Raw genomic sequence first — 14,036 nt, 5'->3', positions numbered from 1 at the left:
CCCTGCACCACGTCCCAGAGAAGGACTTGAGTCCGTGAAAAGACTGCTTTCGGCGCTACTCTCGCTGCTGGCAGGCGTGGCACTCGCGGTGGTCGCCGTGCCCGCCCTCCCAGCCCAGGCCGGAATCTGGCACGAGTATCCGTCCGCGGCCAACAGAACCTGCAATGACACCGAGTCGTACAACGGCACCGCCTACCAGGTGTGCCTGGAGTTCAACGACCCTCGTACGCAGGTACGCGCGGTGGCCTTCATCAACCCGGGCGCGTACACCAACTTCCAGGTCAACCTGACGCTGAAGTTCGGCGGTGGCGGCCCGACCATCTCCGATTCGTGCCCGACGATGACCACGAACGCCAGCCGGGCCTGCTACACCGCGTTCACTGATCTCAGACGTCCCTATGTCGTCGCCGACGCCACCTTCGGTATCGCCGGATCCTGGCGGCCGACCGTCCGGGCCCTGGACATGAGACTCTCGCTCAAGCAGCAGGAGAAGGCGAACTGGTGCGGGCCCGCCGCCGTGCAGATGACGCTCGCCACGATGGGCTACTCGGCTCCGCCGCAGGCCGAACTGGCTGACAAGCTGGGCACCGACGAGGCGATCTACGGCATCACCTGGCCGGGACGGATCCCCGGCGTCATCAACCAATACCTGTCGGCCGCCGACTGGCAGTACTCGTTCGAAGGGCTGGACGTCAGCATCGACCAGACCCGCAAGATCGTCTTCAACCGGATCATCACCTCCCTGTCCCGCGGCAATCCAGTGATGATCATCGTGAAACCCGGCGCGTTGCCGTGGAACAACCAGGCCTCTCTCTTGCGGCACTACCTCGTCATTCACGGGTACGGCGGCTTTTACGCCGACGGGTCCTTCTATCCCACGACGTTCAAGGTCGCCGACCCGGCGGACGCGAGCGAACACTCCATCGACGCGTTGAACCTCGTCCTGGACAACGCGGGCACGGCGTGGAACTGGATCGACAACGTCGCGATCGTGCACGGCTGACCAAGCGCTTGTCCGCCCTCGGCTCGCCGAGGGCGGCGGACGGTTTCGGGGAGGTCGACGGCCCGTCCGCCTCCCCGAAGGCCGAGCAGGGACGATCAGGCCAGCCTGCGGGGACCGCCGTCCGGGCGGGGGCCCGGTGGGGTGCGGATCGTGGCGCGGGCGCCCAGGATGATGACGCCCTCCCGGCCCACCAGCACCTGGTCGAGCTCGAGGCGGGCCACCTCCGGCAGGTCGTTGGCCAGGCGGCCCACCCTGACCAGGAGGTCCTCCAGGGCGTCGACCGCCACGGGCGGGTAGCCGTACTCGCCGAACAGCAGCGGGGCCCCGCGGACCGAACGCACCAACCCGGCGGCGTCCTCCCCCGCGAGTGGTGCGAGCCGGAAGCCCTGGTCGAGGAGGAGTCGCGCCGTCACCTCGCCCAGCCCGAACGACACGACGGGGCCGAACGCCGGGTTCTCGGTGACACTCACCACGGTCGGTACGGCAGGCTGCGGCGCCATCCGCTGGACCGCCAGCTCCACGTCCTCGCCGAACTGGGCGACGAACTCGGCGTGGGCATGCCGCACGCTGTCCGGCCCCGCGAGCCCGAGGCGTACGGTCCCGGCCCGGCGGGCGGCCTCGGCGCCGGCCACCTTGAGCACCACCGGCCAGCCCAGCCGTTCGGCGGCCACCACCGCCTCGTCCGGGGATCGCACCACCTCGGCCGGCCAGACGCTCAGCCCGTAGCAGGCGAGCAACTCGGCGACATCGGCCGCGTCGGCCTCGACCGGCGGCCCGGGCTCGGCGAAGAAGCTCCGCGCGGACGCGGAAGACGCGGAAGACTCGGAAGACGCGGAAGACGCGGAAGACTCGGAAGACGCGGAAGCAGAAGCAGCGGCGTCGGAGGCGGAAGACGCTGAAGCGGACGCCGCAGAAGCGGGGGCCGTGGATACGGAAGCCGCGTCATCGGTGGGGGCAGTAGCGGTGGTGGCCTGGTGGAGGGCGTGGTGGATCAGTGTGCGGGCGCGGTGGGGGTCGATGTCCGGGAGTTCGGGGGGCGGTAGAGACGGCCGGGCGCGCCATCTCGCGTAGCGGACCACGTACTCCAGTGCCCTGACCGCCTCCTCCGGCGCCGCGTACGAGGGAATGGACCCCCGCGAGGGCACCGAGCCCACCAGCAGGTCGGGGTGCATGCCGAGATGCCCCTGGAAGGTGGCGAGCACCGGCTTGGCCGAGCCTTGAGACACCCGCAGGAGTTCGGCCGCGACCGCTGAGTCCTCGCCGGGGATCGGCGGCATGTAGATCACCACCACCGCGTCCACCGACGGCGAGTCGAGCCGGTCCGCGAGGGCCGTACCGAAGGCGGCGGCCCCGGCGCTCGCCCCCAGGTTGACCGGTGGCAGGGGCTCCAGGCCCGCGGCGACGCAGGCGTCGGCGGCGAGCAGGCCCAGGGCGTCGGAGTTGGTGACCAGCCCGACCCGAGGACCGGCGGGCAGCGGCTGATAGGCCAGGAGCTGACCCACGTCGAACAGCTGGATGAGGTCGTCCACCCGGATCAGCCCCGCCTGCGAGAACAGCGAGCTGATCGCCGAGTCGGGCAGCCCGAGTGCCTCGGCGGAGTGACCGGCAGGCGTGCCGCCGCTCTTGACGACCACGATCGGCTTGCTGCGGGCCAGGCGCCTGGCCAGGCGGGTGAACTTACGTGGATTGCCCAGTGACTCCAGGTAGAGCAGGATCACCTCGGTCGAGGCGTCCTCCTCCCAGTATTGGAGCAGGTCGTTGCCCGACACGTCGGCCCGGTTACCCGCCGACACGAACGACGAGATGCCCATCCCCCGCTGCGCCACCCGCTGGAGCAGGGCGGTGCCGAGCGCGCCCGACTGGCTGAAGAAGCCGACCCGCCCCCGGCCCGGCAAGGTCGCGGCGAGTGTGGCGTTGAGCTTGACGGCCGGGTCTGTGTTGGCGATGCCGAGGCAGTTGGGCCCGACCACGCGCAGGCCGTACGCGCGCGCGATGCGGGCCAGTTCGTCCTGCCGCTCACGGCCCTCGGCGCCCGTCTCGCCGAACCCGGAGGAGACCACGACCAGCCCGTGTACGCCCTTCTCCGCGCATTCCTTGACCACCTCGATGACGCCGGAGGCGGGCACGGCCACCACGGCCAGGTCCACCTGGTCGTCGATGGCGCCCACGCTCGGATAGGCGCGTACGCCCGCCATGGCGCGTACCTCACGGTGAACCGGATAAACGGGACCGCTGAAGTCGGCGGCGAGCAGGTTGCGCAGCACGGTGTGACCGACTCCGCCCGGCTCGCGCGAGGCGCCGATGACCGCCACCGAGCCGGGCGCGAGCAGGCGGGCGATGGACCTGGCCTCGGCGCGGTGTTCGCGGGCGGTCGTCACCCCGGTCGAGGTCTCCGTGGGGGTGAGGTCGAGCGTCATGCGGACGACACCGTCGGCGAAGGAGCTCTCAGCCGTGTATCCGGCCTGGCGCAGGACGCCCATCATCTTCATGTTGGCCGGGAGCACGTCGGCGACGAATCGCTCGATGCCGCGCTCGCGGGCCGTGGCGGCCAGGTGCTCCAGCAGCACCGAGGCCACTCCCCTGCCCTGGTGGGCGTCCTCGACGAGGAAGGCCACCTCGCCCTCACCGGGCCCTGTCTTGTCGTAGCGGATCACGGCCACCATCTCGGTGCCGATGGTGGCGATCAGCGCGACCCTGTCGACGTAGTCGACGGTGGTGAACCACGAGACCTCCTTGTCGGAGAGCCGTGGCCTGGGGCCGAAGAACCGGAAATAGATGGATTCGTCGGAGAGGCGGGAGTAGAAGGCGCGCAGTCTGTCGGCGTCGGCGGGCTTGATGGGACGCACATGGGCGGTGCCGCCGTCCGCCAGGACGACGTCGGCCTCCCAGTGAGCCGGGTACGGAGCCTCCACAGTCCCGAGCGTAGACCCGCGTCCCGAATGCCACGTCCGGCAGGGCCTATTGGGCAACGCTTGTGCATCGACTGCCCCCCTGTGTCCGGGGTCCGCCCCACGGGTAGGCCGGAAGCTGTTAGTTTTGCCGTGGCCAGGCTCGTTCTGAAGGCAGCAAGGTGGTGGCATCATGACGCGGGTCGTCGTGGTGGGCGATCTCATGACCGACGCGGTCGCTCGCGCCCGTTATGCGCTCGCCAGGGCGAGCGACACTCCGGCGATCGTGACGATGCACGGCGGTGGATCAGGGGCGAACATCGCTTCCTGGCTGGCCGTCGAGGGTGCCGAGGTGGCCTTCATTGGCCGCCGGGGCGCCGACATCACCGGTCGCAACCGTGACATGGAGCTGATGGGTTACGGGGTCGATGCCCGGCTTGTCATGGATCCTGAGCGGCCGACCGGCACCTGCGTGGTGCTCGTCACGCACAAGGGCGAGCGGACCATGCTCTCCGACCCGGGTGCCAACGCGGCGCTCTCGCCGGAGGATCTGCCGCGCGACCTGTTCGGCGGCGGTCATCTGCATCTGTCCGGCTACACCCTGATCAATGAGGGGTCCCGCGACGCGGGGCTGGCCGCGCTCGACATGGCTCGCCGGTCCGGGATGTCCATCTCGGTCGACTGCTCGTCGTCCGCGCCGTTGGAGCGTACGGGGGCGGAGCCGTTCCTGGAGTGGACCAACGGGGTCAAGCTGCTGTTCGCCAACGTCGATCAGGCGAAGGTGCTGACCGGCCGCGACGATCCCGAGGCCGCGGCCAAGGTGCTCACCGCCTGGTTCCCCCAGGTCGTGATCAAGATGAACGACGAGGGCGCGCTCTGGTTCGGCAACAGCCGATCCGAGCCGGTCCGGGTCGACGCCGAGCCGGTCGAGCGGATCGTCGACGGCACGGGAGCGGGTGACGCGTTCTGCGCCGGGTTCCTGCCGCCGTGGCTGGAGGGCAAGCCGCCGTCCGAGGCGCTGACGGCCGGCTGCCACCTGGCGGCACAGGCGATTGTTCATCTGGGAGCGCGCCCGCGCCTCTAGTGCGATCTTTCCGGCGCCCTTTATCGTAAGAGTCCTTATCGTACGTTTTTCTCGCAAGAGCCCTCGATAAGGACGATAAGGAGCCGGATGCTGGGCGTGCGTCCGTTACGGCCAGGCGACCCCGTGTCGGTTGGCTCCTATCAGGTCACCGGGTTCCTCGGCGAGGGCGGCCAGGGCAGCGTCTACCTGGGGACCTCCCCGAGCGGCGAGCGGGTGGCGATCAAGCTGCTGCACGCCAGGTTCGCCGACGACGAGCAGGCCGTACGACGTTTCCGGCGCGAGGCTGAGGCCGCCCGGCGGGTGGCGGAGTTCTGTACGGCTCGGGTGCTCGAAGTGGGCGCCGTCAACGACCAGCCGTACATCGTCGGCGAGTACGTGGACGGCCCGTCGCTGCAGCGCCAGGTGTCCGGGGAAGGCCCGCTGCGGGGCCAAGCGCTGGTACGGCTGGCCATCGCGACCGCCACCGCGCTGGCCGCGATCCACCGGGCCGGGGTGATGCACCGCGACTTCAAGCCGAGCAACGTGCTGCTGGCTCCCGACGGGCCCCGGGTGATCGACTTCGGCATCGCGCGGGCGCTGGACGTGAGCCAGAGCCTGACGACCAGCGTGGTGGGCACGCCCGCGTACATGGCGCCGGAGCAGTTCCACGGCGAGCCGTCACCGGCCAGCGACGTGTTCGCGTGGGCCGGGACGATGGTGTACGCGGCCACGGGGCACAGCGCGTTCGGGTTCGGGGCGCTGCCGGTGGTGATGCATCGGATCCTGAGCATGGATCCGGACCTTTCGGGAGTGCCGGAGCCGCTCGGGGCGCTGCTGTGGACGGCGCTGGGCAAGGATCCCCGGCGGCGGCCGACGGCGGAGCAGGTGCTGGGAGAACTCATCCGGACGAGCGCCCCACCTCCACCGCCACCGCCACCGCCACCGGCCACGGCCTACCCACAGGCCGCACCACCTGCGGCGGCCTACCCAGGGGCCGCACCCCCGGCCGGGCCGCACGGGAGTTCCGGGCCTCAGGCGCCTGGTGGGCTTCGCTGGGACTCCGGCCCTCATGTGCCTGGGCCGTACCCGCGACCCACGGATCCCGGTGGTGTCACGCCCGTGACCGCGCCCGGCGTCCGGCGGCGCGGTGTGCTGGTGTCGGTGGGGGCGGTGGCCACGGCGCTCGTGGTGGGCCTCGCGGCGTGGATCTTCATCCGCAACCTCCCTGAGACGGGACCGAATGGCGGACCGACAACCCCGGCCACGACAGGGCCCACCGGCTTCGACGCGGCGGTCGCGGCGGTCGCCAACCCGTCCACCAAGACCGGCGGCACGCTCCACCTGGCCTCGGCCTACAGCCTGGACTCCTCCGACCCGGGCAACACTTACTACCCCGACGCCATGAACGCCATCCGCCTCTACGGCCGGTCGCTGACGATGTTCAAGCCCGTGCCCGGCCAGGCCGGTACCCAGCTCGTTCCCGACCTGGCCGAGTCCCTGGGGCAGGCGAGCGACGGCGGGAAGACGTGGACCTACCGGCTGCGCGACGGCGTGAAATTCCAGGACGGCACGCGGATCACCGCGGCGGACGTGAAGTACGCGGTGCTGCGGAGCATGGACAAGGCCACCTTGAGCAACGGCCCCACCTACTTCGACACCATGCTCGACCTGCCCGCCGGTTACAACGGGCCGTACAAGTCGCCCACCGCGAACACGGACTCGGCCATCCAGACGCCGGACGACCGCACGATCGTGTTCCATCTCAAGCAGCCGTACGGCGCCTTCGACAACCTCGCCCAGTTGCCCGAGACCGTCCCCGTGCCCAAGGCCAAGGACACCGCCGCCAAGTATCGGTACGCGGTGGTCTCGTCGGGACCGTACAAGTTCGAGAGCGCGACGGACAACAAGATCGTCCTGGTCCGCAACCCGAACTGGGACCCGGCGACCGACCCGAACCGCAAGGCCCTCCCGGACCGGTACGAGCTCCAATTCGAGCTGGCCGCGGCCGACGTGAGCGCCAAAGTGCTGAACGGCGAGGCGGAGGTCGGCTCGCCGATCGCGACCTTGGACTCGACCAAGATCTACGACAACCCCACGTACAAGAGCCGCGCCGACGCCCCTGTCGGCTCCCGGATCCGCTATCTGGCGATCGATCCGCAGGTACCGCCGTTCGACCAGGTCGACTGCCGCCGCGCGGTGATCCGCGCCCTGGACCTGGCGACGATCAACCGGGCCTCCGTCGGCGGGCTGAACCAGGGCGGCCAGATACCGACCTCGCTCGTACCACCGCTGATCCCCGGCACGCACGCGCCCCTGCCCGGCCTCTCTGCGTCCGGCGACACGACCGCCGCCAAGGAGTCACTCGCCGCCTGCGGCAAGCCCGGCGGGTTCAGCACCACCTACATCTACCGTGACACCTTCGGGGAGTCCGCCGCCGCGCAGGCCGTGCAGGCGTCACTGGCCAAGGTCGGCATCAAGGTGCAGCTGCGGGGCTACCCGATCGCGGACTTCCACGCGAAGTACGGTGGCAATCCCGAATATCTCAAGAAGGCGGGTGTCGGCCTGATCGCCAGGGCGTGGGCGCCCGACTGGCCGGACGTGGAGACGTTCGTCTCCCCGCTGGCCGACAGCAGGGAGATCTTGGAGAAGGGTAACTCGATCAACGTGAACGTCCGCCTGCCCGCGCTCGACGCCCTCATCGACACGGCCAAGCGCGAACTCGACGCCACCACGCGCGCCCGGCGCTGGAACGAGGTCGAGCAGAAGATCGCCGACGAGGCCGTGCTGGTGCCGCTCTCCTGGGAGCGATCACTGCTCGTACGCGGCCTGAAGGCGACCAACGTGCACGTCAGCCCGGCCTACGGCGGCTACGACCTGGTGACGATGGGCGTCAGCTGACTGGCGCCCTGGCGACCTTGAGTATCAGCTGAGCGTCACCACGGCCCTGGCGTTGAGTGTCTAGCTGACCGTCGCCAGGGCGAGCGGCAGCACGGCCGGGGCGCCCGCGTGGCGGACGAGCGCGGCGGCGAGCGTCATCGTCCAGCCGGTGTCGATGCGATCGTCGATCAGCAGGACCGGACCACCGCACGCCGCCACGGCGGCGCCGACCTCCTTCGGCATGGCCAGCGTCGCCCTGACCGCCTGAACCCGCTTGGCGCTGTTGAACTGCTTGCCCGGCGAGCCGTCGCGGTAGCCGAGCTCGCCCAGGTAGGTCAGCCGCCCGACCTGCGCCAGTCGCTCGGCGAAGCCGCGCACGAGCAGAGGCCGCGACGTGGACGGCACGTTGACCACGGCGACGGGCCGCTCCCGCCAGTCCCAGGCGGACAGCACCTGGATCACGGCCTTGAACATGTCGTCGGCCATCGGCCCGTCGGCGCCGTTGAACAGCTCGCGCAGCCGGTTGCCCCAGCCGATGTCGGTGAGCCGCCCGAGTGCCCGGCCCGGCTCGGCACCGAGCTCCGGCTTGATGCGGCCGGACAGGTCGGCCAGGCCGGTCGGCCACTGCCTGCGCGCGTCGATCTCGACGCCGGGCCTGGTCAGCCGCTCGCGGGCGCCCGCCACGGCCTGTTCGGCGATCTGCGGCGAACGGTGCTCGCCGGTGCAGTTGTCGCATCTGCCGCACGGGCCGGCCGTCTCGTCGTCGAGGTGGCCGCGCAGGTAGCGTTCGCGGCATTCGGTCGTGGTCAGGTAGCCGAGCATGGCCTCCTGCTCGGCCTTGCGCTCGCCGGCGATGCGGGCGTAACGCTCGGCGTCGTAGTCCCACGGCTCACCGGTCGCCTCCCAGCCGCCCTTGACCCTGTGGACGGCGCCGTCGACGTCGAGGACTTTGAGCATCATCTCCAGCCGGCTCCGGCTGAGGTCGACGGCCGACTCCAGCGCGGGGGTGGAGAGCACGCCCCGCTCTTCGAGCGCCTGGAGCGTGGCCCGCACCACCGGCTCGGGCGGGAACGCCAGTGAGGCGAAATAAGCCCAGATATCGCGGTCTTCGGTGCCGGGCAGCAGGATCACCTCGGCGCGTTCGACGCCACGCCCGGCCCGGCCGACCTGCTGGTAGTAGGCGACGGGCGACTGCGGCGCCCCCACGTGGACGACGAACCCGAGATCGGGCTTGTCGAAGCCCATCCCGAGCGCGCTCGTCGCCACCAGCGCCTTGATCTTGTTGTTGAGCAGCGCCTCCTCGGCGGCCAGCCGCTCGGCGGGATCGGTCTGCCCGGAATAGGAGGCCACCTCATATCCCTGGTCACGCAGGTATCCGGCGATCTCGTGGGCCGCGGCCACGGTCAGCGTGTAGATGATCCCGGAGCCGGGCAGCTCGCGCAGCGCCTGGGACAGCCACGCCAGCCGCTGCTCGGCGGTCGGCAGCCGCACGACGCTCAGGTGCAGGCTCTCCCGCTCCAGCGGCCCCCGCAGGACCAGCGTGCCCTCGCCCATCTGCTCGGCCACGTCCCGCGTGACCCGCGCGTTGGCGGTGGCGGTGGTGGCGAGCACCGGGATGCCCGGCGGCAGCTCGTTGAACAGCGTGGCGAGCCTGCGGTAGTCGGGCCGGAAGTCGTGTCCCCAGTCGGAGATGCAGTGCGCCTCGTCGACCACCACCAGGCCGGCGCTCTCGGCCAGCTCGGGCAGCACGTTGTCGCGGAAGTCGGGGTTGTTGAGCCGCTCGGGGCTGACCAGCAGCACGTCGATCTCCCCGTCGGCCACCTGCCCGTAGATCTCCTCCCACGCCTCGGGGTTGGCCGAGTTGATGGTGACGGCCCGGATCCCGGCCCGCTCGGCGGCGGCGATCTGGTTGCGCATCAGGGCGAGCAGCGGCGAGACGATCACGGTGGGCCCGTCGCCGAGCTCGCGCAGCAGGGCGGTTGCCACGAAGTAGACGGCCGACTTGCCCCAGCCGGTGCGCTGGACGACGAGGCACCGCCGCCGGTCGATGACCAGCGCCTCGATGGCGGCCCACTGGTCATCGCGCAGCCGAGCGTGCTCACCGGCGAGCGCTCGCAACCGGCTCTCGGCCTCTTCACGCAGCATCTCGGCGTCTGGGGCGTCAATCATGTCGTCCTTGTTACCAGCTCCCACCGACCATTGGTGCATTGTTGCGGTCCAGACAACCTCTTTCATCCGTTACGGCAAGCCGCACCCACCGCCACCCACGTTGTTACGGCCCCAAACCCCTTCCATCCATTACGGCAAGCCACACCCACCGCCACCCGCCGCACATGGCTGAGGGCCTCCAGGAAAACGCCCGCTGAGCCCGCACAGGGCCGGGCGCCGTTACGTGCGCATTCTTGGCCGGTGGCGGCCAGTGGTTCAGCCGGTGATTCCCCGCAGCGGTTCGGCCGGTGGTCGGTGGTGGCCTGTGTCGGGTGGGTGGCTTGAGGGCGGCTGTGCCGTACCGGATGAAAGGAGCTTGTCCGCAGAGACCACCCGGGTTCGGAGGCCATTTCCCTGGAGCCCTCAGCCACTGGCGGCGGGTGGCTGTGCCGTAACAGAACAGGTTTATTGGTGTTCTGGGAAGGCGTTGATCGTGACGCGGTGCATGCGGCGGCGCTCCGTGTAGTCGGCGACCGCGTAGTGCTGCGTCGGGCGGTTGTCCCAGAAGGCCAGTGTGCCCGGACGCCAGCGGAGTCGCAGCTGATACTCCGGCGAGCGTATGTGGTCGATCAGCATAGGCAGCAGCGCCTCGTTCTCCCGGTCGGACAGCCCCACCAGCCGGGTCGTGGACGCCCGGTTGACGAACAGCGCCTTGCGGCCGGTCTCGGGGTGTACGCGTACGACGGGACGTTCGAGCGGCGGCCACTTCGCCTGGACCTCCGCCAGGTCGAACGGATGCCCCTTGGAGATGGCCTTCTTCATCGACATCGTGATGTCGTGCACCGCCGTGAGCTCGTCGCAGAGCCGCTGCAGCGGCGGGGACAGCGTCTCGTAGGCCAGGTAGGTGTTGGCCCAGCACGTGTCGCCACCCACGCTCGGCAGCTGGACGCAGCGCAGCAGTGACCCCATCGGCGGCGTCGGCTCGAAGGTGTTGTCGCTGTGCCACTCGTCGCCGCCCTCCCCCTTGGGGTCGGTCTGGTCGAGTACGTGGATCGGGCTGGCGCTGTCCTTCTTGAAGGCCGGGTGGTTGAGCGTGCCGAAGTTCAGGGCGAACTGCAGGTGCTGCTCGTCGTCGATTTCCGCGTCCCGGAAGAACAGCACGAGGTACTTGAGCCAACCGGCCCGCAGGGTCTCCACCTGTTCCTGGGACAGCGGCTTGCGCAGGTCCACGCCTGTCACCTCGGCGCCGATGTGCTTGGTCACGGGATGGAATTCGATCATGACGCCTCCGGAAGCGAGTCTGCCGCTTTCATTTCCGAACGTAAGCCCCAAGCAATTGCTTGGTCAAGCGCACTATTACGGACCGGCGCGGCCGATGCGTCGCGGGCACTCAACTTTCTTCGGCACAATGTTCGACATGGCCCGACGTACGACTGCACCCCCACCCGAGGACTTCGAGGAGCGGATCGTCGACATCGACGTCTCCTCGGAAATGCGCGCAAGCTATCTCGAGTACGCCTACTCGGTGATCTATCAGCGCGCGCTACCCGACGCGCGCGACGGTCTCAAGCCCGTGCAGCGGCGCATCCTCTATTCGATGAGCGAGATGGGCCTGCGTCCCGAACGCGGCCACGTCAAGTGCTCGCGGGTGGTCGGCGACGTGATGGGCAAGCTCCACCCGCACGGCGACGGCGCGATCTACGACGCCCTCGTCCGGTTGGCGCAGCCGTTCTCGATGCGCCTGCCCCTGGCCGACGGCCACGGCAACTTCGGCTCCCCCGACGACTCGCCGGCCGCCATGCGTTACACCGAGGCCAGGCTGGCCCCGGCGGCCATGCTGATGGTCGAGTCGCTCGACGAGGACACCGTCGATTTCAAGCCCAACTACGACGGGCAGGAGACCGAGCCCACGGTCATGCCGTCGGCGTTCCCCAACCTGCTGGTCAACGGCACGACCGGCATCGCGGTCGGCATGGCCACCAACATGGCGCCGCACAACCTCGCCGAGATCGTGGCCGCCGCCCGTCACCTGATCAAGAAGCCCGACGCGGGGCTCGACGAGCTCATGCGCTTCGTGCCCGGCCCCGACCTGCCCACGGGCGGCACGATCATCGGCCTGCAGGGCATCCGCGACGCCTACGAGAGCGGCCGCGGCACCTTCCGCATGCGGGCCAAGGTCAGGGTCGACCAGATCACGCCGCGCCGCAAGGGCCTCGTCGTCACCGAGCTGCCCTACAACGTCGGCCCCGAGCGGGTCGTCGCCAAGATCAAAGAGCTGGTCACCAGCAAGAAGCTGCAGGGCATCGCCGACCTCAAGGACCTCACCGACCGGCACAAGGGCCTGCACCTGGTCATCGAGATCAAGAACGGCTTCATCCCCGAGGCCGTGCTGGAGGAGCTCTACCGGCTGACGCCGATGGAGGAGACCTTCGGCATCAACAACGTGGCGCTCGTCGACGGCGAGCCACGCACGCTGGGTCTGCGTGAGCTGCTGCGTGTCTATGTGGAGCACCGGCTCGAGGTCGTGCGCCGCCGCTCGGAGTTCCGCCGCCGCAAGCGCGAGGAGCGCCTGCACCTGGTCGACGGCCTCATCATCGCGCTGCTCAACATCGACGAGGTCATCCAGGTCATCCGCACCTCCGACGACTCGGCGCAGGCACGCGCCCGGTTGATGGAGGTCTTCGACCTGAGCGACATCCAGGCCGCCTACATCCTCGACACGCCGCTGCGCCGCCTGACCCGCTTCGACAAGCTGGAGCTCGACCGCGAGAAGCAGACGCTCTCCGACGAGATCGCCGAGCTGACCGGGATCCTGTCCTCGGACACCCGTCTGCGCCAGGTGGTCTCGGGCGAGCTGGCCGACGTGGCCAAGAAATACGGCACCCCGCGCCGCACGGTCCTGCTGGAGGCGTCGGGCGTGACCCGTACGGCGGCGGTGGACCTGCAGGTGGCCGACGACCCGTGCCTGGCGATGCTCTCCTCCACCGGGCTGCTGGCCCGCACCTCCGACGCCTCGCCGCTGTCGGGCGGAGATGAGCGGTCCGCGCACGACGTGCTGGTCTCCGTGGTCCGCACCTCCGCCAGAGGCGAGGTCGGCGTGGTGACGTCGGCGGGCCGGTTGATCCGCGTCGCGGTGGTCGATCTGCCCATCCTGCCGCCCTCCGCCAACCCGCCGTCGCTGTCGGGCGGCCATCCCGTCTCCGAGTTCGTCGCGCTCGAACCGGACGAGACGGTCGTCGGGCTCGGTTCGCTCGACCCCGACGGTCCCGGCCTGGCCGTCGGCACCGCGCAGGGCGTGGTCAAGCGGGTGGTGCCCGACTATCCGGCCAACCGCGACGACTTCGAGGTGATCACCCTCAAGGAGGGCGACACCGTGGTGGGCGCCGTGGAGCTCGAATCCGAGGAGCATGACCTGGTGTTCGTCTCCTCCGACGCGCAGCTGCTGCGTTTCCCGGCCTCGCAGGTACGCCCGCAGGGACGCCCGGCGGGCGGCATGGCGGGCATCCGGCTCGACGACGCGGCCCGGGTGATCTGGTTCGGCGTGGTCGATCCGTCGCGTCCGTCCCAGGTGGTGACGGTGGCGGGCTCGTCCACCGCCCTGCCGGGCACTCAGGTCGGGGGCGGCAAGGTGTCGGACTACGCGGAGTTCCCGGCCAAGGGGCGGGCCACCGGCGGGGTCCGGGCCCAGCGCTTCCTCAAGGGCGAAGACGTGCTGCTGCTGGCCTGGGTGGGACCCGCGCCGGCCAAGGCGGTGTCCTCGGTGGGCAAGCCGGTGCCGCTGCCGGACGAGATCGGGCGCCGCGACGGCTCTGGCGTCCGCCTCACCAACACCATCGGCGCCATCGGCGGCGCCCTGGCGGCGGGCCCGGCCGACGACTCGGCCGAACCCGCTCAGCCGGAAAACGAAGCGCCGCTGTTCTGACGTGCGGGCCGCCGCCGACGTGTCGCGCGTGAGGCGGCGGCCGCTTCCTGGGCCGCCCGGCCTGCGGACAGCCGGGCGGCATCACACAGGTTGACGGGGGTTGTTATAAATCGCTCCCGTGACACGATCCCCTCT

Annotated in this window: 7 protein-coding genes; 4 read left to right on the top strand and 3 right to left on the bottom strand. The window is 70.0% G+C overall.

Features of this window, described 5'->3' with window-relative positions; genetic code table 11:
* Positions 1-34: 34 nt before the first annotated feature.
* Complete coding sequence (locus tag AB0J16_RS29030) at positions 35-1,003, top strand: C39 family peptidase (protein WP_358545028.1); 969 nt, start codon at positions 35-37, stop codon at positions 1,001-1,003.
* A gap of 95 nt (positions 1,004-1,098) precedes the next feature.
* On the opposite strand, the gene AB0J16_RS29025 is transcribed toward AB0J16_RS29030, so the two are convergent.
* Positions 1,099-3,915 (bottom strand): GNAT family N-acetyltransferase, encoded by a 2,817-nt coding sequence (locus AB0J16_RS29025; RefSeq protein ID WP_358545026.1) that lies wholly within the window; start codon positions 3,913-3,915, stop codon positions 1,099-1,101.
* 169 nt (positions 3,916-4,084) lie between these two features.
* Here AB0J16_RS29025 and AB0J16_RS29020 point away from each other — a divergent pair, with 169 nt between their 5' ends.
* A complete protein-coding gene (locus AB0J16_RS29020) occupies positions 4,085-4,975 on the top strand; it encodes a sugar kinase (protein WP_357940335.1) in 891 nt (296 codons plus the stop codon).
* Positions 4,976-5,062: 87 nt separating this feature from the next.
* Positions 5,063-7,852 (top strand): ABC transporter substrate-binding protein, encoded by a 2,790-nt coding sequence (locus AB0J16_RS29015; protein ID WP_358545024.1) that lies wholly within the window; start codon positions 5,063-5,065, stop codon positions 7,850-7,852.
* 60 nt (positions 7,853-7,912) lie between these two features.
* On the opposite strand, the gene AB0J16_RS29010 is transcribed toward AB0J16_RS29015, so the two are convergent.
* Positions 7,913-10,000, bottom strand: coding sequence for an ATP-dependent DNA helicase RecQ (locus tag AB0J16_RS29010; RefSeq protein WP_358545022.1), 2,088 nt, complete (start codon positions 9,998-10,000; stop codon positions 7,913-7,915).
* A gap of 444 nt (positions 10,001-10,444) precedes the next feature.
* Positions 10,445-11,260 (bottom strand): TauD/TfdA family dioxygenase, encoded by an 816-nt coding sequence (locus AB0J16_RS29005; protein ID WP_357940329.1) that lies wholly within the window; start codon positions 11,258-11,260, stop codon positions 10,445-10,447.
* Between the two features lie 127 nt (positions 11,261-11,387).
* Between AB0J16_RS29005 and AB0J16_RS29000 the strand changes: the two genes are divergently transcribed.
* On the top strand, positions 11,388-13,901 hold the full coding sequence (locus AB0J16_RS29000; protein WP_358545020.1) for a DNA topoisomerase IV subunit A: 2,514 nt from the start codon (positions 11,388-11,390) through the stop codon (positions 13,899-13,901).
* Positions 13,902-14,036: the final 135 nt, after the last annotated feature.

Origin of the sequence: Nonomuraea sp. NPDC049750 (assembly GCF_040659625.1) — a bacterium.
Lineage (GTDB): Bacteria > Actinomycetota > Actinomycetes > Streptosporangiales > Streptosporangiaceae > Nonomuraea.
This window is presented reverse-complemented; position numbering and strand designations above follow the sequence as displayed.

Coding starts and splice junctions, on each gene's coding strand:
- AB0J16_RS29020 (WP_357940335.1), top strand. CDS start 4,085: ATGACGCGGGTCGTCGTGGTGGGCGATCTCATGACCGACGCGGTCGCT.
- AB0J16_RS29015 (WP_358545024.1), top strand. CDS start 5,063: ATGCTGGGCGTGCGTCCGTTACGGCCAGGCGACCCCGTGTCGGTTGGC.
- AB0J16_RS29010 (WP_358545022.1), bottom strand. CDS start 10,000: ATGATTGACGCCCCAGACGCCGAGATGCTGCGTGAAGAGGCCGAGAGC.
- AB0J16_RS29005 (WP_357940329.1), bottom strand. CDS start 11,260: ATGATCGAATTCCATCCCGTGACCAAGCACATCGGCGCCGAGGTGACA.
- AB0J16_RS29000 (WP_358545020.1), top strand. CDS start 11,388: ATGTTCGACATGGCCCGACGTACGACTGCACCCCCACCCGAGGACTTC.